The organism is Massilia sp. UYP34, from assembly GCF_056279385.1.
Genome location: NZ_JBWBRF010000004.1, coordinates 267201 through 291629, shown reverse-complemented (window position 1 = coordinate 291629; position 24429 = coordinate 267201). Strand labels below are relative to the sequence as shown.

Sequence of the window (24429 nt, the reverse complement as noted above, 5' to 3'; positions counted from 1 at the left end):
TAGCACGGGCGTTCGTTTCACAATAATTTCTATCCAGGAGACACGATGCGTCATACCAAATTCGCGCTGGCCGTTCTGACGGCTGCGCTCCTGACCGCATGCGGCGGCGGCACCAGCCCTGCCGGCGGCGATCAGACCGCCAAGCTCACGTTCACCAATCTGGTGTCGTTCGGCGACAGCCTGTCGGACGTGGGCACCTACCGTGTCGGCGCCGTCGCGGCGGCCGGCGGCGGCAAGTTCACGATCAACGGCGACAGCAGCGCCCGGAATGTCGACCTGAACGGCAAGATCTGGCTCGACTTCATGGCCGCCCAGCTCAAGCTGCCGGCCCCGTGCGCCGCCCAGACCGGCCTGCAGGGCAATGCCTCGCTCGGCTTCAACGTGCCGATCGTGAACCACCCGAATTGCTTCAACTATGCGCAAGGCGGTTCGCGCGTGGTCAATCCAGTCGGCCCGGGCAACGCCGCCACCGGCTCGCCGATCGGTGAGATGACCACCCCGATGGTGACCCAGATCGCCAATCACCTGGGCAAGACCGGCAACAAGTTCAGCGGCACCGAACTGGTGACCGTGCTGTCGGGCGGTAATGACGTGCTGATGCAGCTGGCCGCCGTGACCAGTGCCGGCACCGCCGCCGGCGCGCAAGCGTTCGCCACCGCCCTGGCCACCCGTCTCGCGGCCGGCGCGACCAATCCGCAAGCCGCGGCGCAAGCCATCGGCGTGGCGATCGCCACCGAGAACGCACGTCCGGGCAAGACCGACCAGAGCGTCGTGACCGCCGCCGTGACCGCTGCCGCGATGCAGCCGGGTAACCAGGCCGTCGCCCAGCCGGCCGTCTACGGTCCGATCGTGGCCGCCGCCCAGGCCGACGGCACCGCCGCCGGCAACGCCGCGGCCGGCGCCTACGCCACCGCCAACGCGCAGACGATGGTCACCGCGCTCGGCACCGCCGGCGCGCAGATGGCGGGCCTGGTCAGGAACGAACTGCTGGCCAAGGGCGCCAAGTACGTCATCGTCGCCAACCTGCCGGACGTCGCCAGCACCCCGACCGCCAGGTCGCGCCCTGTGGCGATTCAGCAACTGGTGACCGCCATGGTCAACGCCTTCAATACCCAGCTGAAAGCAGGCCTCGGCGCCGACGATGCGCGCGTGCTGTACACCGACCTGTACACCGTCAGCAACGACCAGGTGAAGAACCCCGGCCCGTACGGCCTGACCAATACCAGCGCGCCGGCCTGTGCCGACAACGCGCTGGGCATGACCTCGCTGATCTGCACCGCGAACAACACGGTCGCAGGTGATGTGAGCCGCTACATGTTCGCCGACGGGATCAACCCGACCCCGTTCGAGAACGACCTCATCGCCCGCTATGTCTTCAAGGACATGGCCATCAAGGGCTGGCTGTAAGCAGCGGCTGCAGACCCGTCCAGGTGGCGGGTCCTCACACACATATCAGGAGATAGCATGAAAGTTCGTTTCAACAGCATGATCAAGGTGCTGGGTGTGGCTGCCGGGCTGGCATTCGCGTCCGGCGCCTACGCGCAATCGGCCGGCCAGATCACGGCCAAGATCGGTTTCAACCGCTTGATGCCAAAGGTCGAGAGCGGCGACATCAGCGCGCCGGCGCTGCCGGGCACCAAGGCCGACGTCGGCAACGACATGCAGCCGGTGCTGATCTTCACCTACAGCCTGACCGACAATATCTCGCTCGAAGGCGCGCTCGGCACGCCGTACAAGCACAGCATCTACGGCGCCGGCGCGATCCAGGGCGCCGGCAAGCTGGGCGAGGTCGAGGCGCTGCCGCCGACCGCCTTCGTGCAATACCGCTTCGGCGCGCCGACCTCGACCTTCCGTCCGTTCATCGGCTTCGGCCCGACCTATGCCTACTTCATGAAGGAACGCGGTTCGGCCAAGATGACCGCGATCACCAATCCGGGCAGCGACGTGCCGACCACCTTCAAGATCGACAACAAGCTGACCTATAGCGCGCAAGTCGGCGTGGCGATGAACTTCGACGAGCGCTGGTTCGCCGACGCCACCGTCATCAAGACCCGCCTGCGCACCGACGTGCATTTCTCGACCGGCCAGACCCAGTTCATGAAGCTCGATCCGGTGGCGATCGTGCTGGCGGTGGGCTACAAGTTCTAATCGAACCAGCAGCTTGAGCAAGTCGTCCCCGCCCTCGCCGGGCGCCTTGGCAGGGACCCAAGTCCTTCGTGTAGCCACTACGTTTTATGGTGACAATGCGCTGAAAACTTGGGTCCCCGCCAAGGCGCCCGGCAAGGGCGGGGACGACGTTTTTGCGTTAGCGGGAAAGGCTAATGCACCCCGCGCGCATACTGCGCGAAATGCTCGGCGCTGAGCGCGCTCTGGTAGAGAAACCCCTGGTAGAGATGGCAGCCGGCATCGGCCAGGAACTGCCGTTGCCCGGGCGTCTCGACCCCTTCGGCAATCACCTGCAATCCCAGGCTGTCGCCCAGCGCGATGATGGAGCGCACGATCGACGCGTCGTTCTGGTTGGTCAACACGTCGCGCATGAACGAGTGGTCGATCTTGAGCTGGTCGAGCGGCAGCTTGCGCAGGGTGGCCAGCGACGAGTATCCGGTGCCGAAATCGTCCAGCGAAAAGCTCAGGCCGCGCCGCTTGAGCGTGGCCATGGTGTGCGCGGTCTGGGCGAAGTCGGTGATGACCAGGCTTTCGGTCAGCTCGAGTTTCAGGCTCGATGCCTGCACCCCGCTGTGCTCGAATACCTCCTGCAGCGTGGGCACGAAATCGGGCTGGTTGAACTGGCGCGCGCTGACGTTGACCGATAGGGTCAGGCCGGCCATCTCGGGCGCGCGCTGCCAGCGCGCCAGCTCGGCGCAGGCGGTGCGCAACACCCACTTGCCGATCTCGACGATGATCCCGCTTTCCTCGGCGGCGCGGATGAACTCGCCCGGATAGAGCACCCGGCCATCGGGCAGGCGCCAGCGCAGCAGCGCCTCGGCCCCGAACACCCGGCCCGAGTGGTCGAGCTGGGGCTGGTAGTGCAGCATGAACTCGTCGTGCTGCAGCGCGCGCCGCAGGCTGCCTTCGAGCTCGGCGCGCGCCGACCAGGCGGCCTGGGCCTCCGGATCGTGGAAACGGAAGGCGTTGCGGCCCGCGGCCTTGGCCTGGTACATCGCGGCGTCGGCCTCGCGCAAGGTCGATTCCACCGTGTCGTGGACGCCGCACAGCGTGACCACGCCGATGCTGACCGACACCGAGTAACTGAGCTCGCCGAGCTGGAACGGCGCGGCCAGGGCCGCCACGACCTTGGCGGCGACGACTTCGGCCTGGCTCGCGGCCAGCTCGCGCGCGTCCTCCACCGGCTGGATCAGCACCACGAACTCGTCGCCGCCCAGGCGCGCCACCATGTCGGCCTCGCGCACGCAGTGCTCGAGGCGGCGCGCCACCGCCTGCAGCAGCTGGTCGCCGACCGCGTGGCCCTGGCTGTCGTTGAGGAATTTGAAGTTGTCGAGGTCGCAGAACATCAGCGCCCCCCATTTGCGCGTGCGCGTACTGGTGAGCAGCGCCCGGCGCAGGTGGTCGAGCAGGTTGGCGCGATTGGGCAGGTCGGTCAGGTGGTCGAAGAAGGCCAGGTGGAAGATCCTGGCTTCATTGATCTTGCGTTCGCTGATGTCGGTGCCGATCACCAGGATCTTCTGGCTGGCGCCGAGCGTCTGGTCCGGGCCCAGCAAGGTCCAGCTGGTATCGGTGTCGATCGTCGAGCCGTCGCGCCGGATATGGGTCAGTTCGCCCGCCCACTCGCCCGATTCGAGCGTCTGCCGGAAGGCGGCCTCGTAGAGTGGGGGCTGGTCGCACAACAGGTCGCAGAAGCGCTTGCCGAGCGCTTCCCGGGCGCTCCAGCCATACAGGCGTTCGGCGCCATGGTTCCAGTAGCTGATGACGGAATGCATGTCCATCGCAATGATGGCGTCGCGCGCCCGTTGCAGGAACGAGGCTTGCTCCTGCAGCGTGATGTCGGCCTTCTTCAGGCGCGTGAAGTCGGACAGGAAGCCTTCCAGCATGCCGGGCGGGCCGCCCGACTGGTCGAGCGAACCCTGTTCGCAGATCCAGCGGATGTCACCGCTCGCGGTGCGGATCCGGTAGGTCACCTGGTAAGGGCGATCCTGGGCCAGCGCCAGCGCGACCGCACTATCGACCAGGATGCGGTCTTCGGGAAAAATGATGGCGCCGAATGGAAGGCCGGGGCGCGCGGTGAAGGCGGCCGCCGAGTAGCCGGTCAGCTTTTCGATGCCGTCGCTGATGAATGCGATGGTCCAGTCGCGGTCGTTGTGACAGCGATAGACCGCGCCCGGCAAGTTCCTCAGCAGCAGGTCGAATGACAGGGCGCCCGATTGTTCGGGCAGGGAGGGATCGGGCATGGGCTGCGTCGTACTCATCTGCGCATTCATTTGGTCACGCTCAAGAGGTAGAGACCGGCACGATCATCATGCATCGTGCATCGATGGTAGCGTAAATATCCATGCACACAGAGTCGACCTGGGTCGGATCGCGCCAAAGATTGTCGAATGAGAACGCCATACCACGGAATGTGTCATGTTCCGTACTCACTTTCACAGTCGCAACCCAAGGTGCATAAGATGTCGACTGCATTTTCTTTTTAGCAACTTGCATGCTGGACTGCCCGGCCTCCCATCCCGAGCGACTCCCCTGACGTGACCCCGCGCCGACTGTTCGTCCCGCTTGCCGCACTTGCCGCCTGCGCCTTGCTGACCGCCGGCGCCGCGCAGGCTTCCGGCGAGCGCGACGGCTTGCGCGCGCTGCGCATCGGCGCGCCCGATGCGCCGGCCATCGACGGCGTGCTCGACGAAGCGGTCTGGCGCCGCGCGCCGTCGTACGGCGTGACCCAGCTCGAGGCGTGGAACGACCGCCAGGTCCACCGCTCGCTGCTGTATCGCTACCAGTGGCGGGTCGGGCGCACGGTGTCGTTCGGCGTCGTGGACGACAAGCTGCCGCTGGTGGATGAGCGGAGCAGGTCGCTGACCTTCGCGCTGCAATGGGAAGTCTGAACCTCGACCGGTTATCGGACCAGGCAGCCATTCGGCTGCGATCGCCGACGGCGCGCCGCGCGCGCCGGTGATATGCTGGCGACATGACGACCGAATCCGATATCGAACTGTCCGGCGCCTTCCAGGCCAAGGATGGGCAAGGCCGTACCCTCGACGTGAAGAACATCACCATCTTCGACGAGGGCTACGGGATCATCGACGTGTACGTGAAATTCGCGGCCAAGCTCGAGCCCGGCGCTTACAAGGACACGGTCCTGGTGCGCCAGCTCGTCGACCGCCTGCGCGCGGTGGGCTACCAGGGGCCGGACTTCGGCCACAGCGATCCGGGCCTGCAGGAGAGCCGCCTGATCGTGCTCGAAGCGCCCGAGGAATTCGCCGCCTTCGCCAAGAGCCGCGGCTGGAAGAACCTGGCCGAGGACTTCGACGAATAAGGGCACGGCGAAAAACCTGCTGCGCGTTGCATTTTCGGTCTGCGATGCTCGCTGTACTCTAGTACAGCTGCGCTTCTCGACCGAAACTGCTGCCGCTCGCGACGGTTTTTCGAGGTGCCCATAAGCGCCACACGACAAGGGAGTAACGGGCGTCCTTGCCGGAGGAAGCGATGCTGAGCGCAATGCGGGAATGGATGCAGCCGCCTGCCGGCATGGCCTTCGATTTCAGCCAGCCGGCCGGCGAGGCCGCCCTGGCGCCGCACGACGGCATTGCGTGGCAGCTGTTCGCCAACCCGGTTTCCCTGTTCGTGGGCGGGGCGACGGCGGTGCTGCTCGAACTGGCCGAACCGTCGGTGCGCTCCGGCGTGTGGGACCACAGCAGCTTCCAGCGCGATCCGGGCACGCGCCTGCGCCGCACCGGCTTCGCGGCGCTGATGACCGTCTATGGCCCGCGTTCGGCAGCCGAAGAAATGATCGCGCGCGTGGTGCGCATGCATGAGCGGGTCGAGGGCGTCACGCCCGACGGCGTCGCCTACCGCGCCAACGATCCGCGCCTGCTCGACTGGGTGCAGGCGACCGCGTCGTTCGGATTCACCGAGGCCTACCACCGCTACGTCCGGCCGCTGTCCGATGCGGAAAAAAACGCCGCCTTCGCCGAGGCCGGGCCGGCCGCGCGCCTGTATGGCGCGCTGGGCGCCCCGCGCTCGTGGCGGGAGTGGGAAGCGATGCTGGCGAACACCGCGCCCGGCCTGGAAGGCTCGGCCATCCTCGCGGATTTCATGCGGATCATGGGGCAGGCGCAGCTCTTGCCCGATGCGCTGCCGGTGTCGTTGCGCCCCTTGCAGCGACTGCTGGTGCGCGCCGCGGTGCAGATCGTGCCGGAGCCGGTGCGTTCGCTGCCGCAGCTGCGCGGGCGCGGCCTGCGCTTCGGCGAAGCGGCGCTGGTGCGTGCGCTGGCGTATGGTGCGGCGCTGGCGCCGCTGGGCGACACGCCGCAGGTGCAGGCGGCGCGGCGCGTCGCCGGCCATCGCGCGCGCCGGACACCGTCCAAAAATAATTAGATGTCAACTGAAGCTTGCATTTTCGGTTGAAATATTATAATCGATACAACTGTACAATCCTTTCCTTTCATTGCCAGCCATATTTTTGGCAATTTCATGAAAGGAACACCATGATCGGCGCAGTCGAACGAATCGTCACCGGGATTCCCGAGCTGGACGCAGTCCTGCGCGGTGGTCTCATCCACCAGCGCGTGCACCTGATCGAGGGCCGGCCGGGTACTGGAAAGACGACGCTTGGCCTGCGTTTCCTGATCGAAGGCGCCGCGGTGGGCGAGAACTGCCTCTATCTGACGCTCTCCGAGAGCGAAGGCGAGTTGCGCGCGACCGCCGCGAGCCATGGCTGGTCGCTGGACGGAATCGGCATCGAAGAAATGATGCCGCTCTCTTCGAACACCACGTCGTCGCAGACGATCCTGCTGCCGACGAACACCGAACTGTCGGCCCTGGTCAATCTGCTCGCCGACCGGATCGCGGCCAGCGGCGCCCGGCGCGTGGTCATCGACTCCATGGTCGAGGTGCGCCTGCTCGCGCGCGACAGCGCGCACTACCGGCGCCAGATCATCGACCTGCGCCAGCGCCTGGCCATGCTCGACGCCACGGTCATCCTGCTCGACGACCTGACCGGGGACGGGCGCGAGTACGAATTGCAAAGCGCCGTGCATGGCGTGATCACGCTCGAGCAACTGGAGCGCAATTTCGGCGCCGCGCGGCGGCGCCTGCGCGTCGTCAAGCTGCGCGGCGGCGACTTCCAGAGCGGGTGGCACGACTTCGCCATCAAGTCCAGGGAGATCCTGGTCTATCCGAGCCTGATCGCCGAGGAGCATCATCGCGACGACCGCGCCCTCGATATTCTCAGCAACGTCGACAACCTGGACCGGATGATGGGAGGCAGCCTGGCGACCGGCAGTTCCACGATGGTGCTGGGCCCGTCCGGCGTCGGCAAATCCACGGTCGCGCTCCAGTACGCGCTGTCGGCGGTGCAGTCCGGGTGCCACGTCGGCTATTTCACCTTCGACGAATCCGAGACGATCCTGCGTTCCCGGATGCTGGAGCACATGCGGCACGGCAACGACAACGCCAACGACGCCGATCCGGAGCGCCTGTTCCACCTGCGCCGCGTGAATCCGTCGCGCATTTCGCCGGGCGAATTCATCTGGACCGTGCGGCGCGTGGTCGAGGATCGCGGCGCATGCCTGATCATCATCGACTGCATCAACGCGTACCTGGACGTGATTCGCGAGGAAAAGTCGCTGCTGCTGCAGATGAACGAATTGTTTTCTTACTTAAGCAACATGAACGTGACGTCCATCATCGTCGGGGCGCACTCGATGCGGCTGGATACCTCCAAGGAGCCCGACGCGCTCAGCCTCATTACCGACAACATCATCTCGCTGCGCTACTACGAACACGAGAACGTCGTCCACAAGGCGATCTGCGTGCTCAAGAAGCGCCACGGCCGTCACCAGCATGACGTGCGCGCGCTGCACCTGACGGACGACGGCATCGAGATCGGTGAGCGGGTCGGCGTGCCCGGCCTGCAGCCCGGAGCATCCTCTCTTGAGTTCTGACGACGTGGCGGCCATCCCCGTCCAGCCGGCGCCGACGGTGGTCGTGTTCGCTCCGGCGGCAGGGGATGGCGAATCGTTGCGCGCCCTGCTCGAGGAAGAAGGCCTGGACATCGTCCTGTGCGCCGACGCAGTCGCCTTCTATGCCAGCCTGGACCAGCGTGCCTGGTGCGCCATCGTGACCGAGGAAGGCCTGGACGCGTGCTCGCTGGAGGGCCTGGACTCGACCTTGCGGCGCCAACCCGCGTGGTCCGACCTGCCGCTCCTGACGCTGGCCGGACAGACCAGGGCGACCGTCGACAGCAACCGCTTCGTCCGGCTGGCGCGCATGGGCAACGTCACACTGATCGAACGCCCGACCTCGCGCGAAATCCTGCTGATGTCGGTGCGCTCCGCCTTGCGCACGCGCCGCCTGCAGTTCGCCATGCGCGACCACTGGCACGCGCTGGAGCGGCATGCCGGCGAGCTGGAGAATGCAGTGCGGGATCGCACCGACAAGCTGGAGCGCGAAATCGGAGAACGGCGCCGGGTCGAGCACGCGCTGGCGGAAGCGCGGCGGCTGGAGTCGCTGGGACGGCTGACGGGCGGCGTCGCCCATGATTTCAACAACCTCTTGCAGGTGATTTCCGGATCGGAGACGCTGCTGCGCATCCTGTTTCAGAAAGAAGACAATCCCAGGCTGGACCGGGCATTGGACAATATCCGCCGTGCGTCGGGCCACGGCGCGGCGCTGACGCAGCAATTGCTGGCCTATGCGCGCCGCCAGCCCCTCAACAATGTGTCGCTCGACCTGGGGCAGTATCTTCACGTCGCGGGCGACATGCTGGCCGGCGCGGCCGGCTCCGGGGTGCGCCTGGCGATCGACGCCGAGCGCGCGCTGTGGCCGGTCTTCGCCGACCCCGCCCAGCTCGATGCCGCGCTATTGAATATCGTCGGCAATGCGCGCGATGCGATGCCCGAAGGGGGCAGCCTGGCCATGCGGGTCTGGAACGTGGTGTTGCCGGATCCCGCATTGCCGGAAGGCGCACGCCTGGCCGGTGAATTCGTCTGCCTGATGTTGACCGACGATGGAGAGGGCATGTCGGAAAAAACCGCGCGTCACGCCTTTGATCCATTCTTCACCACCAAGCTGGTGGGAAAGGGCGCCGGCCTGGGACTGTCGCAGGTGGACGGCTTCGCCAGCCAGAGCCAGGGACTGGCCTTCATCCGGCGCGAGCGCATGGGCACGACCATCGGCCTGCTGCTGCCGCGGGGCAGGCAAGCGGCGCCGGCCGCGCAAGCCGCGCAAGCGCCGTATGCGCCGAGCACGCTGCAGGGCGTGCATATCCTGTGTGTGGAAGACGATCCGGGCGTGGCCGAGACCATCGCTTCCCTGTTGCAGGCCCTGGAGGCGGAGATCACCGTGGTGGACAGCGCCGATGCCGCGCTGGCGGCCGATCTGGACGGAATCGATCTGGTCTTGTCGGATGTGATGATGCCAGGCAGCATGGACGGCATCGGGCTCGTGCACTGGCTGGCCAGCCGTTATCCGGACCTGCCGGTCGTGCTGACCAGCGGCTACATGGTCGATCCCGGCCGCCTGCAGACGCTCCAGGTCGAGTTCGTTCGCAAGCCCTATGCCGTCGAGACGCTCGTGAATGCGATCGTCGGTGCGCTCGGCAGGGTGCCGGCAGGCATGCCGGCGCCCTGAGGAGCGCGCCCCGGATCAAGGGTCAGAACGCGGCGATGCCGGTCTGGGCGCGGCCCAGGATCAGGGCGTGGATGTCGTGCGTGCCTTCATAGGTGTTGACCACCTCGAGGTTGACCATGTGGCGGATGATGCCGAACTCGTCCGAGATGCCGTTACCGCCCAGCATGTCGCGCGCGACGCGGGCGATGTCCAGCGCCTTGCCGCACGAGTTGCGCTTCATGATCGAGGTGATCTCGACCGCCGCCGTGCCGTCGTCCTTCATGCGGCCCAGGCGCAGGCACCCTTGCAGGCCGAGGGTGATCTCGGTCTGCATGTCGGCCAGCTTTTTCTGCACCAGCTGGTTCGCCGCCAGGGGTTTGCCGAACTGGGTGCGGTCCATGGTGTAGCGGCGCGCGGTGTGCCAGCAGTCTTCGGCCGCGCCCAGCGCGCCCCAGGCGATGCCGTAGCGCGCCGAGTTCAGGCAGGTGAACGGGCCCTTCAGGCCGCGCACTTCCGGGAAGGCGTTTTCTTCCGGGCAGAACACCTCGTCCATGACGATTTCGCCGGTGACCGAGGCGCGCAGGCCGAACTTGCCGTGGATCGCCGGGGCCGACAGGCCTTTCCAGCCTTTCTCGAGCACGAAGCCGCGGATCGCGCCTTCGTCGTCCTTGGCCCACACCACGAACACATCGGCGACCGGCGAGTTGGTGATCCACATCTTGCTGCCGGTGAGGCTGTAACCGCCATCGACCTTGCGCGCGCGGGTGACCATCGAGGCCGGGTCCGAGCCGTGGTTGGGTTCGGTCAGGCCGAAGCAGCCGATCCATTCGCCGGTGGCCAGCTTCGGCAGGTATTTCTGGCGCGTCGCCTCATTGCCGAATTCGTGGATCGGCACCATCACCAGCGAGGATTGCACGCTCATCATCGAGCGGTAGCCGGAGTCGACGCGTTCGACTTCGCGTGCGATCAGGCCGTAGGCGACGTAGTTCAGGCCAGGCCCGCCGTACTGCTCGGGAATGGTCGGGCCCAGCAGGCCCAGCTCGCCCATTTCGCGGAAGATCGAGACGTCCATGGTCTCGTGGCGGAACGCCTCCAGGATGCGCGGCTGCAGCTTGTCCTGGCAATAGGCGGCGGCGGCGTCGCGCACCATGCGCTCATCATCCTGCAGCTGGCTGTTCAGCAGCAGCGGGTCATCCCAGTGGAAAGAAGCTTTCTTGGACGAGTCGGTACGGGTCATCGCAAATCCTGTCTCTAGGTTCTAGTTCGGTAGGTGCCGCGTGCGGCGCGCCTGAACATTATAGAAACGTGCCACAGCCGCATCTTTTGAAACTGCGACAGGCATTTTCATTTTTGAACGACGCACCCCGCCGTGCTGCCGAATTTGCCGCTGTGGAAGATCAAGGCCGGCTGCGGATGGACCTGGCACTCCTCGACCTCGCCGACGAAGATGACGTGGTCGCCTTCGGGATAACGGCTGCGGTTGTGGCATTCGAACCATGCCGATACGCCTTTCAGGATCGGCAGGCCGGTGCGCGACAGCTCGTACGCGACGCCGTCGAACGGGTTCTCGATGCGGCGCGAGAAGCGCAGGGCCAGTTCTTCCTGGCCGGCCGACAGCACGTTGATCACGTAGTGCGAGTTGCCGCTGAAGATGGGCAGGCTGTTGGCGCCGGCGCCCAGGCTCCACAAGACCAGTGGCGGGTCGAGCGAGACCGAGTTGAAGGAGCTGGCGGTCAGGCCGCGGAAGCTGCCGTCGGCCAGGCGCGTGGTAATGACGGTGACGCCCGTCGCAAATTGCGACAGGGCGTGGCGGAAATGTGTTGTATCGAAGCCGCGCGTCGTGGCGCGGGCGGAAAGTGTATTCATGCGATTCCTGAACGTTGGCGCTCATTATGCCATCGTCGGGGGAGTCCTTGCCGCGCCGGCGCCATGGGCGCCATGCCCACGGAGGCGGTTCGATGCAGGGAAGGGCGCTTTGCGCTACATTAAAGGATATATCTATCTATTGATGCCAAGGTGAATTATGAGTGAGCAAGCAGCAACCGAAGTCGCCATCCTCGGAGGCGGGTGCTTCTGGTGCCTGGAAGCGGTTTACCTCGAGGCGCGCGGCGTCACCCGTGTGGAATCCGGTTATATGGGCGGCCAGGTCGACAATCCGAGCTACGAGGCGGTGTGCGGCGGCGCCACCGGCCACGCCGAAGTGGTGCGTCTCGAATTCGACCCTGCCGTGATCAGCTACCGCGACATCCTCGAGATCTTTTTCACCATCCACGATCCGACCACCCTGAACCGCCAGGGCAACGACGTCGGCACGCAGTACCGTTCGGTGATCTTCACGACCTCGCCCGGGCAGGCCGAGATCGCGCACAAGGTGATCGGCGAGATGGGCCTGGTGTGGGACGCGCCGATCGTCACCGAGGTGACGCCGCGGGAAACCTGGTACAAGGCCGAGGACTATCACCAGAATTACTTTGCCCAGCACCCGCTGCAGGGCTATTGCGCCTTCGTGGTGGCGCCGAAGGTGGCCAAGTTCCGCAAGACCTTCACCGATCGCCTGAAGACCTGACGGTCAGGTCGAAACTCAGGTCGAAACTCAGGTCGACATTCAGGACAGCACTCAGGACGACACTCAGGACGACACTCAGGCGTACATATACTTCCTCGACCACGGCAGCTGCGCCACGTCGCTCCCCGCCTTGCCGCACACGATCTGGTACAGGCTGATGCGGTCGTGGGCGAAGGCGTAGGCGCAGCCGGCCAGGTACACGTGCCAGATGCGGAAGCGCCTGGGATCGGTGAGGGTGCGGATGTGGGCCGCATTGCTCTCGAAATTGTCGGTCCAGAGCGCGCAGGTATGGGCGTAGTGGCGGCGCAGGTTTTCCACGTCGCGCACTTCCAGGCCGCCTTCCTGCATCGCCCGCACCACGGTCGCCAGGTGCGCCAGCTCGCCCTGCGGAAACACGTATTCGTCGATGAACTGGCCGCCGCCGTAGGGTGTCGCGCCATTGTCGACGTCGGTGGTGGTGATCCCGTGGTTCATCGCCACGCCGCCCGGCGCCAGCAGGTCGGCCACCCGCGCGAAGTAGTCTTTCAGGTGCTGCACGCCGACGTGCTCGAACATGCCGACGCTGGTGATGCGTTCGAAGCGGCCGTCGACGTCGCGGTAGTCCTGCAGCCGGATCTCGATGCGGTCTTGCAGCTCGGCTTGTGCTACCCGTTCGCGCGCCAGCGCGGCCTGGTTCTCGGACAGCGTGATGCCCACGCAGCGCGCGCCGAATTGCTCGGCCGCGCGCAGCACCAGCGCCCCCCAGCCGCAGCCGATGTCGAGCAGGGTCTGGCCGGGACGCAGGTCGATCTTGCGCAGGATGTGGTCGATCTTCTTGCGCTGCGCGGTGGCCAGGTCTTCGTCGCCGTCCTCGAAATAGGCGCAGGAATACACCATATTGGGATCGAGCCAGGCGGCGTAGAACTCGTTGGAGACGTCGTAGTGGTAGCGGATCGCATCGCGGTCGGATTCGCGCGTGCGCTTCTTGCGCAATCCCAGCGCCCCGGCCAGGCGGCCGCGCATGGTGTCGGGCGCGGCTCCGGATGCCGTGCCGGAAACCGCGCCGGACGCCGCCAGCGCATTGCCGACCGCGATGATGTCGGCCGCGCGGCCGATCACCTCGATCGCGCCTTCGACGTAGGCGCGGCCCAGGCTGTACAGGGAAGGGGAGCGCAGGTAGCGCAGCGCGGCGGGGCCGGGGATGCGGATGGTGACCTGCGGCGGATCGGGCGACAAGTCGATCCGTTCGCCGTTCCAGAGCTCGACGCGCAATGGCAGGGACAACTGCGGTGACAGTTGCGGCAATGTGCCGCGCAGGCCTGCTTGCCAGGCCGACAGCTTGATCTGGTCGAACACGGTCCACCCCCTTTGTCCAAGGCGTAGCCGGCCGCGGCTCCTGGCCGGTTACGGTTGCAAGCGCTGGCGCGTCCAGCTGCCGTCTTCCTGCCGCTCGTAGACGATGCGGTCATGGAAGCGCGAACGCCGGCCTTGCCAGAATTCGATACGGTCGGGGATCAGGCGGTAGCCGCCCCAGTTGTCGGGACGCGCCGGATCCTCGCCGGCCCCCTGCGCCACGACGTCGTAGTTCTGTTCGAGCTGCGCACGGCTGGCGATGGGCGCGCTCTGGCGCGAGGCGATCGCCGACAGCCGGCTCTTGAGCGGACGGCTGCGGAAATAACGGTCGCTCTCGTCCGGCGCGGTGCGCTCCACACGTCCTTCGATGCGCACCTGGCGTTCGAGTTCGCTCCAGAAGAACAACAATGCGGCGTAGCTGTTGTCGCGCAAATCCGCACCCTTCTTGCTGTCGTAATTCGTGTACCACGAGAAACCGCGCGCATCGAATTGCTTGACCAGCACGATGCGCGAGCTCGGGCGGCCGCTGGCGGCCACGGTGGACAGCGACATCGCATTCGGTTCCTTCACCTCGGCCGTCAGGGCCTGCTCGAACCACGCCGTGAACTGCGCGATCGGGTCGTCCTGCACGTCGGCTTCGTCGAGGCTGGCCTGGCCGTAGTCCTTGCGCAGGTCGGCCACCGCCTGGCCCACGGCCGGCGCCGGCGGCGCGCTCGCCGGTGCATCCACGGCGATGCCGCGCCGCAGCCGCATGGCCTGGCCCAGGCGCGCCATCTGCTCGGGCGAGAACAGGCGCAGCGCCATCGGCGCCATGGTGCTCTCTTCGCGCTCCATATGGGAGGTATAGCTGGCCACGAAGCGCCGCGCCAGGCTTTCCGACAGCGCCGCGCCGGTGCCGTCGGCGACGGCGGTCAGCTGCTCGTGCAGGTCTTGCCACAACGCATCCATGTCCTGGTGGTCTTGCAGGATGGTCGGCGCCAGCGCCTGCAGGATGGCGGCGTCTTCTCCCTGCGCGGTGGCGCGCAGCATCGGGATCAGGTCCTGTTCCTCGTCGTCGTGGTGCAGGTGGGCGGCATGGTCGAAATAGCGCAGCACCGCGCCCGCCGCCTGGCGCGCCTGCTCGTCGGCGCCGTGGCGCGGCAGGTGCTCGAGCAGCTTTTCCAGGGTCGCGAGCTGTTTGCGGATGCGTCCGTGGCAGTGCTTGAGCACGGCGATGGGCTGGTCGAAATCGGGGGCGGCGTCGTGCGGCAGGGAGCTCATGGCGTTCTCGTAAGGCGTGGCGACACGCAAAATTATTTGATGATCTAAAAGGTATTTTAGTGCAGATGCGAAAGGCGTGTCCGCTACAATATCGGGATGAATCAGATCAATACTCAGCTCTTTTCGGCAACGTTGGACGACGAAGTCGACTTCGCGCGCCGTTTTGGCGGCATCGCCCGCCTGTATGGCGAGCGTGCGCTGGAACGCTTCCGTTCAGCGCACGTTTGCGTGATCGGCGTCGGCGGCGTCGGCTCGTGGGTGGTCGAGGCGCTGGCGCGCAGCGCGGTCGGCCGCCTGACCCTGATCGACCTCGACAACGTGGCCGAGTCGAACATCAACCGCCAGATCCAGGCGCTGAGCTCGACCGTCGGCATGGCCAAGATCGAGGCGCTCAAGCAGCGCATCGCCCAGATCAATCCGTTCTGCCAGGTCACGCTGGTCGAGGATTTCATCGATCCCGAGAATATCCCGGCCCTGATCGGCGACCAGGGTGTCGACTACGTCGTCGACGCCATCGACAGCGTGAAGCCGAAGGCGGCCCTGATCGCCTGGTGCAGCGCCAACCGGATGCCGCTGGTGGTGGTGGGCGGCGCTGGCGGCCAGATCGATCCGACCAAGGTCGAGATCCGCGACCTTGCCCGTACCGAACAAGAGCCCTTGCTCAAGAAAGTGCGCAAAATCTTGCGCGCACAATATGGTTTTGCGCGCGGCGAGAAGCAGAAATACCATATCGATGCTGTGTTCTCGATGGAACCGCTGCGTTATCCCGACGCAGGCGACGCCTGCGATGTCGATCCGAACAGTATCACCGGCCTGAACTGCGCCGGTTTCGGTTCGAGCATGGTGGTCACCGCCACCTTCGGCATGGTGACCGCCGGCCAGGTGCTGCGCCGCCTGGCCGAGGCGGCGAACGCCGATGCCGCCGCCGCGGCCGCCCCGGCCGGGCAAACTGTGCAAGCCGAAGCAGCCTTGTTATCATAAGATTGTTGCAACCGGCCGGTTGCCCACTCTTGAAAGAGAACACATGATTCGTCGATCCGCATTCATCGCCCTGCTGCTGGCCGCCGCGAGCGTCCATGCGCAGGAAGGCGCGCAGGACGCCAGCAAGCCGACCACCCAGCCGCCGCCGGACGTGCAGCAGTCGAGCACGCCGCCGGTCGCGCCGCCGGAGAACCAGGTCCCGGCGCCGGTGGCCGAAGCGCCCGTGCCCCAGGTCGAGATCGTCGACCGCGTGGTCGGCAAGGGCAAGGAAGCAACGCTGGGCAGCAATGTCGTGGTCAACTACACCGGCTGGTTCCACAAGCCGCTGGCCCGGCAGCAGCGCGGACGCAAGTTCGACTCGTCGCTCGACAATGGCCGCGAGCCGCTCGAGTTCCAGCTCGGCGCGGGCCGCGTGATCAAGGGTTGGGAGCAGGGCGTGGCCGGCATGAAGGTCGGCGGCAAGCGCACCCTGATCATCCCGAGCGCGCTGGCCTACGGCAAGCGCGGCGCGGGCGGCGGCGTGATCCCGCCGGATTCAGACCTGATCTTCGACGTGGAGCTGCTGGACGTCAAGTAAGGGGCACCTCGAAAAACCGTCGCGAGCGGCGGCAGTTTTGGTCGGGCCGCGCAGGTCGAGAAGCGCAGCTGTACTAGAGTACAGCGAGCATCGCAGACCAAAACTGCAACGCGCAGCAGGTTTTTCGCGGTGCCCTAACGTCAACAATTCGGCAACGGAGGCGGTAATGAGAATCGCGAACGATGTCACTGAACTGATTGGCAATACCCCGCTGGTGCGCATCCGCAGGCTGGCGGCGGGGAGCAAGGCCGACCTGGTCGGCAAGCTCGAATTCCACAATCCCGCGCACAGCGTCAAGGACCGCATCGGCCTGGCCATGATCGAGGCCGCCGAGGCGGCCGGCCTCATCACCCCCGACACCACCGTCGTCGAGCCTACCAGCGGCAATACCGGCATCGCGCTGGCGATGGTGTGCGCGGCGCGCGGCTACCGCTGCAAACTGGTGATGCCCGAGACCATGAGCAGCGAGCGGCGCATGCTGCTGCGCGCCTATGGCGCCGAGCTGGTGCTCACGCCCGGCAGCGAGGGCATGCTGGGCGCGATCCGGCGCGCCGAAGAGATCGTCGCGAACGATCCGCACGCCTTCATGCCGCAGCAATTCAACAACCCCGCCAACCCCGAGGTGCACCGCCGCACCACGGCCGAGGAAATCTGGCGCGACACCGACGGCAGGATCGACATCCTGGTGGCGGGCGTGGGCACCGGGGGCACCATCACCGGCGTGAGCGAGACCATCAAGCCGCGCCGCCCCGGTTTCCGGGCGATCGCGGTGGAGCCCGAAGCTTCGCCGATGCTGTCGAAAGGCACCAAGGGCCCGCATCCGATCCAGGGCATCGGGGCCGGCTTCGTGCCGCGGGTATTGAATACCGCGTCGTACGACGAAGTGATCTGCGTGAAGAACGAGGATGCCTTCGCGACGGCGCGCGCCGCGGCGCGCGAGGAGGGGCTGCTGGTCGGCATTTCGTCGGGCGCGGCGCTGTGGGCCGCGATCGAGGTCGCGCGCCGGCCCGAGAACGCCGGCAAGCTGATCGTCGTCATCATTCCCTCGTTCGGCGAGCGTTACCTCAGCACGGCCCTGTACGCCAACCTGGCGGGATAGTTGACGTCAATGCGTGCTCGTCAGTGCGTGCCCGTCAGTGCGCGTGGCGCTGCAAGGCGCAGTGGTGATGGATCGTTCCCTGTCCCACCTGCAGCGTGCAATGGTGGATCGCATAGTCATTGCGCAGCGTGTGCGCGATGGCGTCGAGCGCCGCGTCGCCCGGGTAGCCGCCTGGTATCACCAGGTGGGCGGTGAGCGCGGTCTCGGTCGTGCTCATGGCCCAGATATGCAGGTCGTGCACTGCGGTCACGCCGGGCTGGCCGGCCAGGTAGGCGCGCACCCTGTCCGCGTCGACGTTCGGCGGCACGGCAGCCATCGACAGTTGCACCGACTCGCGCAGCAGCGACCAGGTGCCGATCACGATCACCACCACGATCACCAGGCTCACGACCGGATCGATCCAGGTCCAGCCCGAATAGATGATCGCCAGCCCTGAAATGACCACGCCCAGCGACAGCGCGGCGTCGGCCGCCATGTGCAGGTAGGCGCCGCGGATGTTCAGGTCGCCCTTGCTGCCGGCCAGGAACAGCCAGGCCGAGAAGCCGTTGACGACGACCCCGATGGCGGCCACGATCGAGACCGTGGCGCCCGCCACCGGCGCCGGCTCGGCGATGCGCTGCACCGCTTCCCAGGCGATGGCGCCGCAGGCCACCATCAGGAGCAGGCCGTTGCCCAGCGCCGCCAGGATCGACGAGCCGCGCAGGCCATAGGTGTAGCGGCCCTTGGGCGCGCTCTTGGCCAGCAGGGCGGCGCCCCAGGCCAGCACCAGGCCCAGCACGTCGGACAGGTTGTGGCCGGCGTCGGCCATCAGCGCGGTGGAGTGGGCGATGAAGCCGTAGGTGAACTCGACGATGACGAAGGCCAGGTTCAGGGCGATCGCCAGTGCGAAGGCGCGGCCGTGGCCGTCGGGCGAGGGCAGGTGGTGGTGGTGATGGTGGCCGAAGCCATGGGAATGGCCGTGATCGTGACCATGGTCGTGGTCGCGGTGGGTGTGCTGGTGGTCGTGTGCTTGGCTCATGCGTCCATTCCGGTGGCGGGTTCGGCGATGTGTTCGAACATGGTGGAGAGCAGGCTGCTGATGTGGGCGTCGGCAGCCGAATAGAAGACTTGCTTGCCGTGGCGCTCGGCCTTCACGACGCGGGCCGCGCGCAGCAGGCGCAGGTGGTGGCTGACCAGCGAACTGGACAAGGTCAGGCCGGCCGCGATGTCGCCCACCGCCGTCGGCTGGGCCAGGCAGGCGAGCACGATGCGCAGCCGGGTCGGGTCGCCCAGCAGGTGGAACAGATCGGCCAGCTGGCCGATCGCCTCGTCGGGCGGCGGGGCGATCGGCTGGGCAGGCGCAGTCGCGCTCGTCAACTGACTGGTCAACTCGGTCGTCAACTGTAGCTCCAACATGTGAATAGATGTTCATATGTTAGGCGAAATCGCCGCGCGCGGCAAGCGCGGCCTTGGGCTTGACCCGCCGCCTCCCGAGACCGTCAGCAGCGCGGCCCGGGGCAGGGGTGGCGCCTGCCCGGCAACGCTTCAGCGCGTGCTCAATGCCCTGGCCGCATCGGCACTGAGGGCGCTGGCCAGCAGCCTGACCGGCGCCGGCGGCGCCAGGGTGCTGCGCAGCGCAAGCAGCAGCGTGCGCTCGGCCCAGTCGTCGGTCAGGGTGATCAGTTTCAGGCCCATCGAGCGCACATGCGGTTCGGCTGCCAGGTACGGCAATACGGCAATGCCCAGGCCGGCCATCACCATCCGGCAGACCGCGTCGAAGCTGCGCACCTGGATGCTCAGCTTGAGGGGCTTTTCGAGGCGGCCGCATTCCGCACGCAGCCGTTCAGCAAGCGAAGTCGCTTCCGACAGGCTGACGAACTCGTAGTCCAGTGCATCGGCGAGCTGCACGCTTTGATGCACGGCCAGCGGGTGGTCGCGGGAAACGATCAGGACCAGCTGGTCATTGCGGTAATCGAATACTTCCACGTCGCCCGCTGCGGTGCGGTCGGCAAAGATGCCGATATCGGCGCGGTTTTCACGCACCGCGGCCACGACGTCGCCGCTGGTGCGTTCTTCCAGGCTGATGCGGATACCCGGGTGTTCGCGCCGGAACCGGGTCAGGTCGTCGGGCAGGAATTGGGTGATGGCCGAGGTATTGGCCCAGATGCGGACTTGCCCGCGGCTGCCCGCGGCGAAATCCGACAGCGCGCCCGACATCTTGTCGACATCCTGGAGAATGCCGAGCGCATGCTGGAAACAGGCGTGGCCGGCTTCGGTGAGGGTGACGCCATTGGCCTGGCGGTACAGCAGCCGGGTGCCCAGATGGGCTTCCAGGTCCGAGATGCGCTTGCTCGCGGCGGCCATGGCGAGATTGGCCTGTTGCGCACCGCGTGTGATGCTGCCGGTGCGCACGATTTCGGTGAACAGGTTGAGCGTGACCAGATCAAACCGCGCATAGTTCACAAGCTCTCTCCCTGAATGACTGATCTCGACTCACCATGTTGTCGACAGTCAGCATTCTGCCACAAGCGCAAGCGGCTGGGCTCGAGCTCGAGCTCAAGCTCAAACTTAAAACGCCCAGTCTTCCTCCTGTCTGCGCCGTGCTTCGTAGGCCTTGATCTTGTCGGCATGGCCGAGTGTCAGTGCAATGTCGTCCAGGCCGTGCAGCAACCGGTGCTTGCGGGAAGCATCCACCTCGAACCGGATGACCCGCTCGTTGCCCGGCCAGGCGACCGTTTGCGCTGTCAGGTCGACGGCCAGTCGGAAGCCGGGCGTGCCGTCGCAGGCGTTGAAGAGGTCATCGACTTCTTGCTGCGCAAGAATAATCGGCAGCAAGCCATTCTTGAAGCAATTATTGTAGAAAATCTCTGCGAACGAAGGCGCGATGATGACGCGAAAGCCATAGTCGGCCAGCGCCCACGGGGCATGCTCGCGCGAACTGCCGCAGCCGAAATTCTCGCGCGCGAGCAGGATGCTCGCGCCCTGGTAGCGCGGCTGGTTCAGCACGAAATCGGGATTGCGCGGCCGCGTGCTGCAATCCTGGTCCGGCTCGCCGATGTCCAGGTAGCGCCAGGCATCGAACAGGTTCACGCCGAAACCGGAGCGCCGTATCGATTTCAGAAACTGCTTCGGAACGATGGCGTCGGTGTCGACGTTGGCGCGATCGAGCGGCACGGCCAGCCCTGCATGCGTGGTGAACTTTTCCATCAATGCCACTCCCTGATATCGACAAAGTGTCCCTTGACGGCGGCGGCGGCCGCCATTTCCGGGCTGACCAGATGGGTACGCCCGCCGGCGCCCTGCCTGCCCTCGAAGTTGCGGTTCGAGGTCGAGGCAGCGCGTTGTCCGGGCCGCAGCTGGTCGGCATTCATGCCCAGGCACATCGAGCAGCCCGGCTCGCGCCATTCGAATCCCGCTTCCCGGAAGATGACATCGAGTCCTTCGGCTTCGGCCTGCTGCTTGACCAGCCCGGAACCCGGCACCACCATGGCCAGCTCGACGCTGTGGGCCACCCGCCTGCCGCGCACGATGGCGGCGGCGGCGCGCAGGTCTTCGATGCGCGCGTTGGTGCAGGAACCGATGAAGACGACGTCGACGTGGATGTCGGTGATCGGCGTGCCGGGCGCCAGCCCCATGTAGGCCAGCGCATGCTCGATGCCGGCCCGCTTGACGGGATCGGGCTCCTGTGCCGGATCGGCCACCGTGCCGTCGACCGTGCTGACCATCTCGGGAGACGTGCCCCAGGTGACCTGCGGCTTGATCTGCGACACGTCGATCGTCACCACCTGGTCGAACACCGCGTCCGCATCGCTCCTCAAGGTGCGCCAGTAGGCCACCGCCCGTTCCCACTGCTCTCCCGTGGGCGCCTGCGGCCGGCCCTCCAGGTAAGCGATCGTCTTGTCGTCCACCGCAATCATGCCGCAGCGGGCGCCGGCTTCGACCGTCAGGTTGCACAAGGTCATGCGGCCTTCCATCGACAAGGCGCTGACCGCATCGCCGGCATACTCGATCGCGTAGCCGGTCGCGCCGGCGGTGCCGATTTTCCCGATCATGGCCAGCGCCATGTCCTTGGCCGTGACGCCCGCGGGCAGCCTGCCGTCGAAGCGCACCAGCATGTTCTTCGATTTCTTGCCGAGCAGGCATTGCGTCGCCAACACATGTTCGACTTCGGAGGTGCCGATGCCGAAAGCCAGGCAGGCAAAGGCGCCATGGGTGCTGGTATGGCTGTCGCCGCACACCACGCTCAGGCCCGGCAGGGTGATGCCCTGCTCGGGTCCGATGACGTGCACGATGCCCTGGCGCTTGTCGGTCATGCCGATTTCGGTGATGGCGAATTCGCCGCAGTTCTTGGTCAGCGTCTCGACCTGCAGGCGCGACACCGGATCGTCGATGCCGGCGCTGTCGGTACGGCTGCCGGTGGTCGGGATATTGTGATCGGCGACCGCGAGATTCGACGCGATGCGCCACACCTTGCGCCCATGCGTGCGCAAGCCTTCGAATGCCTGCGGGCTCATGACTTCGTTGAGCAGATGGCGGTCGACATACAGCAGCGTCGTGCCGTCGTCCTCGACGTGCACCGCATGCCGGTCCCACAGCCTGTCGTACAGCGTTTGTGCGTACAGCGTTTGTGTCATGGTCTCCTCCATCCTGCGACTTTTTTATGAATTGACTGCCCGGCTGGTTGGCGGCGGCCTATTGTGGAAACTTTTCCGCCAGCCAGGATGGCGGCGCGAAGCGGCGCAGCCGCGGCCCGGCTTGCGCCAGCTGGCTCGACACCGGCCGGCCGACCAGGTCGGACATGGAACCGACGACCGCGAGCAGGGCATCGAGCCCGACGCCGGTGCGGCACCCGATTGCGTCGAACATGTGTACCAGTTCTTCCGTGCTGACATTGCCGCTGGCGCCAGGCGCATACGGGCAGCCGCCCAGGCCGCCCGAGGCGCCGTCGAAGCGGTCGATGCCGGCGTTGAACGCGGCGAGGGCATTGGCCAGCCCCATTCCGCGCGTGTTGTGCAGATGGATGGTCAGGGGCACGCCCGGCACCGCCTGCTGCAGCTGCTCGCACAGGCTGGCGACCTGGGTCGGATAGGCCATGCCGGTGGTGTCGCACACGGTGATGCCGGCGGCGCCCGCATCGGCCAGCGCGCGGGCCAGCGCGATGACTTCCTGCGGATCGACTTCCCCATCGAAGGGGCAGCCGAAGGCGGTCGACAGCGACACGTTGCAAGGCAGGTCGGCCCCCTCGGCGGCGCGCATGACTTCCTTGAGCGTGGCCAGCGATTGCGCGCGCGTCATGCGCAGGTTGGCGCGGTTATGGGTTTCGCTGGCCGACATGACCAGGTTGATTTCATCCGGGCGGCCGGCCACGGCGCGCTCCATGCCGCGCAGGTTGGGCACCAGGGCGGTGTACTTCACGCCGGCGACACGCTCGATGCCGGCCATCACGGCTTCGGCATCGGCCAGGGTCGGAATGGCCTTGGGCGAGGTGTACGAGGTGACTTCGATACGGGCAAAGCCGCAGGCCGACAAGGCGTCGATGAAGGCGATCTTGCTTTCGGTGGGCACGTTATTGCGCTCCATCTGCAAGCCGTCGCGCGGCGAGACCTCATTGATTTCCAGGCGGCGGCTCACGATACCACCCCATTTTTCTTCAGTGCCGCGATCTGGTCCGCGGAAAGGCCGGCGCCGGCCAGGATGCGCTCGGTGTGTTCGCCCAGGCTGGGCGCGCGCTCGCGGATCGCGCCGGGATTGCCCGACAATTTCGGCATGACGCCGGGAATGTCGACTTCCAGGCCTTCGCTGCTGCGCACTTTTTCGATCACGCCGCGCGCCCGGTAGTGCTCATCCTCGGCGATATCCTTGGCCGAGTAAATGCGTCCCGAAGGAACGCCGGCCTGCTTGAGGCCCGCCAGCGCCGCTTCGATGGGGAGGGTGCCGGTCCAGGCTTCGATCGCCGCATCGAGTTCGGCCGCGCGGCCGGCCCGTCCGTCGTTGCGGGCCAGGCCCGGATCCTCGGCCAGGTCGGAGCGTCCGATCAGCAGCATCAGGCGCTTGAATATCGAGTCGCCGTTGCCGGCGACCAGGACGTACTCGCCGTCCTGGCAGCGGTAGGCATTCGACGGTGCGATACCGGGCAGGGCGCCGCCGGCCGGCTTGCGGACCGCGCCAAACGCCGCGTATTCGGGCAGCAGGCTTTCGGTCAGGTTGAATACCGATTCGTACAGGGCGACATCGATCATCTGGCCCGTGCCGCCCCGGGCGTCGCGCTGGTACAACGCCAGCAGGACCCCGAAAGCGCCATGCAGGCCCGCCAGCGTATCGCCCAGGGAGACCCCCGCGCGCACCGGCACCCGCCCCGGCTCGCCGGTGATGTAGCGCAGGCCGCCCATCGCTTCGGCAATCGCCGCAAAGCCCGGCTCGTCGCGCTTCGGTCCATCCTGGCCATAGCCGGAAACGCGCAGCATGATCAGGCGCGGATTGATGCGATGCAGGTCCTCCCATCCCATTCCCCACTTTTCCATGGTGCCGGGCCGGAAGTTTTCAATCAGCACATCGGTCGACTCCGCCAGCGTGCGCACCAGCTGCTGTCCTTCGAGGGTGCGCAAGTCGATGCAGATCGATTGCTTGTTGCGCGATTGCGCCTGCCACCAGACCGAGGTGCCCTCGTGCAACATGCGCCACTTGCGCAAGGGGTCGCCGTCGCCTGGCGTTTCCACCTTGATCACTTCGGCCCCAAAGTCGGCCAGGGTTTTTGCGGCGAATGGCCCGGCGATCAACTGTCCCAACTCCAGGACCCGGATGCCGGAAAGAATCTGATTTGTCATAGGTGGTGGTCGTGCTCGAATAGGAGATGGC

The 24429-nt window shown here is 66.3% G+C and carries 23 protein-coding genes; 11 read left to right on the top strand and 12 right to left on the bottom strand.

Annotated features, from left to right (window positions below):
- Positions 1-45 precede the first annotated feature (45 nt).
- Both ACZ9AQ_RS10115 and ACZ9AQ_RS10110 read left to right on the top strand, forming a co-directional pair.
- A complete protein-coding gene (locus ACZ9AQ_RS10115; protein ID WP_429203629.1) occupies positions 46-1407 on the top strand; it encodes an SGNH/GDSL hydrolase family protein in 1362 nt (453 codons plus the stop codon).
- Positions 1408-1464: 57 nt separating this feature from the next.
- Positions 1465-2148 carry an OmpW/AlkL family protein gene (locus ACZ9AQ_RS10110; RefSeq protein ID WP_429203628.1) on the top strand — a complete coding sequence of 228 codons (684 nt, stop codon included), beginning with the start codon at positions 1465-1467 and terminating at the stop codon, positions 2146-2148.
- Positions 2149-2318: 170 nt separating this feature from the next.
- On the opposite strand, the gene ACZ9AQ_RS10105 is transcribed toward ACZ9AQ_RS10110, so the two are convergent.
- Positions 2319-4406, bottom strand: coding sequence for a putative bifunctional diguanylate cyclase/phosphodiesterase (locus ACZ9AQ_RS10105; RefSeq protein ID WP_429203627.1), 2088 nt, complete (start codon positions 4404-4406; stop codon positions 2319-2321).
- Between the two features lie 294 nt (positions 4407-4700).
- Here ACZ9AQ_RS10105 and ACZ9AQ_RS10100 point away from each other — a divergent pair, with 294 nt between their 5' ends.
- From ACZ9AQ_RS10100 to ACZ9AQ_RS10080, 5 genes are all read left to right on the top strand, one after another.
- Complete coding sequence (locus ACZ9AQ_RS10100; RefSeq protein WP_429203626.1) at positions 4701-5054, top strand: hypothetical protein; 354 nt, start codon at positions 4701-4703, stop codon at positions 5052-5054.
- An 83-nt stretch (positions 5055-5137) separates the two neighbouring features.
- A complete protein-coding gene (locus tag ACZ9AQ_RS10095; RefSeq protein ID WP_429203625.1) occupies positions 5138-5485 on the top strand; it encodes a hypothetical protein in 348 nt (115 codons plus the stop codon).
- Between the two features lie 170 nt (positions 5486-5655).
- Entirely contained in the window at positions 5656-6546 is an 891-nt protein-coding gene (locus tag ACZ9AQ_RS10090) for an oxygenase MpaB family protein (RefSeq protein ID WP_429203624.1), read from the top strand.
- Positions 6547-6656: 110 nt separating this feature from the next.
- Positions 6657-8114: an ATPase domain-containing protein gene (locus ACZ9AQ_RS10085; RefSeq protein ID WP_429203623.1), complete on the top strand. Its 1458-nt coding sequence runs from the start codon at positions 6657-6659 to the stop codon at positions 8112-8114.
- Positions 8104-9801 (top strand): response regulator, encoded by a 1698-nt coding sequence (locus tag ACZ9AQ_RS10080; protein WP_429203622.1) that lies wholly within the window; start codon positions 8104-8106, stop codon positions 9799-9801. Before ACZ9AQ_RS10085 ends, ACZ9AQ_RS10080 begins: the two co-directional genes overlap by 11 nt.
- A gap of 22 nt (positions 9802-9823) precedes the next feature.
- Here the strand turns inward: ACZ9AQ_RS10080 and ACZ9AQ_RS10075 are convergent, their stop codons facing one another.
- The gene (locus ACZ9AQ_RS10075) at positions 9824-11017 is read right to left on the bottom strand and encodes an acyl-CoA dehydrogenase (protein WP_429203621.1); all 1194 of its coding nucleotides are present in this window, start codon (positions 11015-11017) and stop codon (positions 9824-9826) included.
- A 107-nt stretch (positions 11018-11124) separates the two neighbouring features.
- Positions 11125-11646: a flavin reductase family protein gene (locus ACZ9AQ_RS10070; protein WP_429203620.1), complete on the bottom strand. Its 522-nt coding sequence runs from the start codon at positions 11644-11646 to the stop codon at positions 11125-11127.
- Positions 11647-11803: 157 nt separating this feature from the next.
- On the opposite strand from ACZ9AQ_RS10070, the gene msrA reads away from it, so the two are divergent.
- Complete coding sequence (gene msrA / locus ACZ9AQ_RS10065; RefSeq protein WP_429203619.1) at positions 11804-12346, top strand: peptide-methionine (S)-S-oxide reductase MsrA; 543 nt, start codon at positions 11804-11806, stop codon at positions 12344-12346.
- 75 nt (positions 12347-12421) lie between these two features.
- Here the strand turns inward: msrA and ACZ9AQ_RS10060 are convergent, their stop codons facing one another.
- Both ACZ9AQ_RS10060 and pdxH read right to left on the bottom strand, forming a co-directional pair.
- Positions 12422-13681, bottom strand: coding sequence for a class I SAM-dependent methyltransferase (locus ACZ9AQ_RS10060; protein WP_429203618.1), 1260 nt, complete (start codon positions 13679-13681; stop codon positions 12422-12424).
- Between the two features lie 48 nt (positions 13682-13729).
- Positions 13730-14938 carry a pyridoxamine 5'-phosphate oxidase gene (gene pdxH, locus ACZ9AQ_RS10055; RefSeq protein WP_429203617.1) on the bottom strand — a complete coding sequence of 403 codons (1209 nt, stop codon included), beginning with the start codon at positions 14936-14938 and terminating at the stop codon, positions 13730-13732.
- Positions 14939-15034: 96 nt separating this feature from the next.
- Here pdxH and tcdA point away from each other — a divergent pair, with 96 nt between their 5' ends.
- From tcdA to cysK, 3 genes are all read left to right on the top strand, one after another.
- A complete protein-coding gene (gene tcdA, locus ACZ9AQ_RS10050; protein ID WP_429203616.1) occupies positions 15035-15919 on the top strand; it encodes a tRNA cyclic N6-threonylcarbamoyladenosine(37) synthase TcdA in 885 nt (294 codons plus the stop codon).
- Between the two features lie 43 nt (positions 15920-15962).
- Entirely contained in the window at positions 15963-16496 is a 534-nt protein-coding gene (locus tag ACZ9AQ_RS10045; RefSeq protein WP_429203615.1) for an FKBP-type peptidyl-prolyl cis-trans isomerase, read from the top strand.
- A 166-nt stretch (positions 16497-16662) separates the two neighbouring features.
- The gene (cysK, locus tag ACZ9AQ_RS10040; protein WP_429203614.1) at positions 16663-17595 is read left to right on the top strand and encodes a cysteine synthase A; all 933 of its coding nucleotides are present in this window, start codon (positions 16663-16665) and stop codon (positions 17593-17595) included.
- A gap of 34 nt (positions 17596-17629) precedes the next feature.
- Here the strand turns inward: cysK and ACZ9AQ_RS10035 are convergent, their stop codons facing one another.
- The 7 genes from ACZ9AQ_RS10035 to ACZ9AQ_RS10005 form a co-directional block, all read right to left on the bottom strand.
- The gene (locus tag ACZ9AQ_RS10035; protein ID WP_429203613.1) at positions 17630-18613 is read right to left on the bottom strand and encodes a cation diffusion facilitator family transporter; all 984 of its coding nucleotides are present in this window, start codon (positions 18611-18613) and stop codon (positions 17630-17632) included.
- Positions 18610-18921 carry an ArsR/SmtB family transcription factor gene (locus ACZ9AQ_RS10030; RefSeq protein ID WP_429203706.1) on the bottom strand — a complete coding sequence of 104 codons (312 nt, stop codon included), beginning with the start codon at positions 18919-18921 and terminating at the stop codon, positions 18610-18612. Before ACZ9AQ_RS10030 ends, ACZ9AQ_RS10035 begins: the two co-directional genes overlap by 4 nt.
- A gap of 198 nt (positions 18922-19119) precedes the next feature.
- Positions 19120-20037: a LysR substrate-binding domain-containing protein gene (locus ACZ9AQ_RS10025; protein WP_429203612.1), complete on the bottom strand. Its 918-nt coding sequence runs from the start codon at positions 20035-20037 to the stop codon at positions 19120-19122.
- A 105-nt stretch (positions 20038-20142) separates the two neighbouring features.
- Positions 20143-20781: a 3-isopropylmalate dehydratase small subunit gene (gene leuD, locus ACZ9AQ_RS10020; protein ID WP_429203611.1), complete on the bottom strand. Its 639-nt coding sequence runs from the start codon at positions 20779-20781 to the stop codon at positions 20143-20145.
- Positions 20781-22208, bottom strand: a complete 1428-nt coding sequence (leuC, locus tag ACZ9AQ_RS10015; RefSeq protein WP_429203610.1) for a 3-isopropylmalate dehydratase large subunit — start codon at positions 22206-22208, stop codon at positions 20781-20783. The genes leuD and leuC overlap by 1 nt, the downstream gene beginning before the upstream one ends.
- A 58-nt stretch (positions 22209-22266) precedes the next feature.
- Entirely contained in the window at positions 22267-23205 is a 939-nt protein-coding gene (locus ACZ9AQ_RS10010; RefSeq protein ID WP_429203609.1) for a hydroxymethylglutaryl-CoA lyase, read from the bottom strand.
- The gene (locus ACZ9AQ_RS10005; protein WP_429203608.1) at positions 23202-24398 is read right to left on the bottom strand and encodes a CaiB/BaiF CoA transferase family protein; all 1197 of its coding nucleotides are present in this window, start codon (positions 24396-24398) and stop codon (positions 23202-23204) included. The genes ACZ9AQ_RS10010 and ACZ9AQ_RS10005 overlap by 4 nt, the downstream gene beginning before the upstream one ends.
- Between the last annotated feature and the right edge of the window lie 31 nt (positions 24399-24429).

Coding starts and splice junctions, on each gene's coding strand:
- ACZ9AQ_RS10115 (WP_429203629.1), top strand. CDS start 46: ATGCGTCATACCAAATTCGCGCTGGCCGTTCTGACGGCTGCGCTCCTG.
- ACZ9AQ_RS10110 (WP_429203628.1), top strand. CDS start 1,465: ATGAAAGTTCGTTTCAACAGCATGATCAAGGTGCTGGGTGTGGCTGCC.
- ACZ9AQ_RS10105 (WP_429203627.1), bottom strand. CDS start 4,406: ATGCCCGATCCCTCCCTGCCCGAACAATCGGGCGCCCTGTCATTCGAC.
- ACZ9AQ_RS10095 (WP_429203625.1), top strand. CDS start 5,138: ATGACGACCGAATCCGATATCGAACTGTCCGGCGCCTTCCAGGCCAAG.
- ACZ9AQ_RS10090 (WP_429203624.1), top strand. CDS start 5,656: ATGCTGAGCGCAATGCGGGAATGGATGCAGCCGCCTGCCGGCATGGCC.
- ACZ9AQ_RS10085 (WP_429203623.1), top strand. CDS start 6,657: ATGATCGGCGCAGTCGAACGAATCGTCACCGGGATTCCCGAGCTGGAC.
- ACZ9AQ_RS10075 (WP_429203621.1), bottom strand. CDS start 11,017: ATGACCCGTACCGACTCGTCCAAGAAAGCTTCTTTCCACTGGGATGAC.
- ACZ9AQ_RS10070 (WP_429203620.1), bottom strand. CDS start 11,646: ATGAATACACTTTCCGCCCGCGCCACGACGCGCGGCTTCGATACAACA.
- msrA (WP_429203619.1), top strand. CDS start 11,804: ATGAGTGAGCAAGCAGCAACCGAAGTCGCCATCCTCGGAGGCGGGTGC.
- pdxH (WP_429203617.1), bottom strand. CDS start 14,938: ATGAGCTCCCTGCCGCACGACGCCGCCCCCGATTTCGACCAGCCCATC.
- tcdA (WP_429203616.1), top strand. CDS start 15,035: ATGAATCAGATCAATACTCAGCTCTTTTCGGCAACGTTGGACGACGAA.
- ACZ9AQ_RS10045 (WP_429203615.1), top strand. CDS start 15,963: ATGATTCGTCGATCCGCATTCATCGCCCTGCTGCTGGCCGCCGCGAGC.
- cysK (WP_429203614.1), top strand. CDS start 16,663: ATGAGAATCGCGAACGATGTCACTGAACTGATTGGCAATACCCCGCTG.
- ACZ9AQ_RS10035 (WP_429203613.1), bottom strand. CDS start 18,613: ATGAGCCAAGCACACGACCACCAGCACACCCACCGCGACCACGACCAT.
- leuD (WP_429203611.1), bottom strand. CDS start 20,781: ATGGAAAAGTTCACCACGCATGCAGGGCTGGCCGTGCCGCTCGATCGC.
- leuC (WP_429203610.1), bottom strand. CDS start 22,208: ATGACACAAACGCTGTACGCACAAACGCTGTACGACAGGCTGTGGGAC.
- ACZ9AQ_RS10005 (WP_429203608.1), bottom strand. CDS start 24,398: ATGACAAATCAGATTCTTTCCGGCATCCGGGTCCTGGAGTTGGGACAG.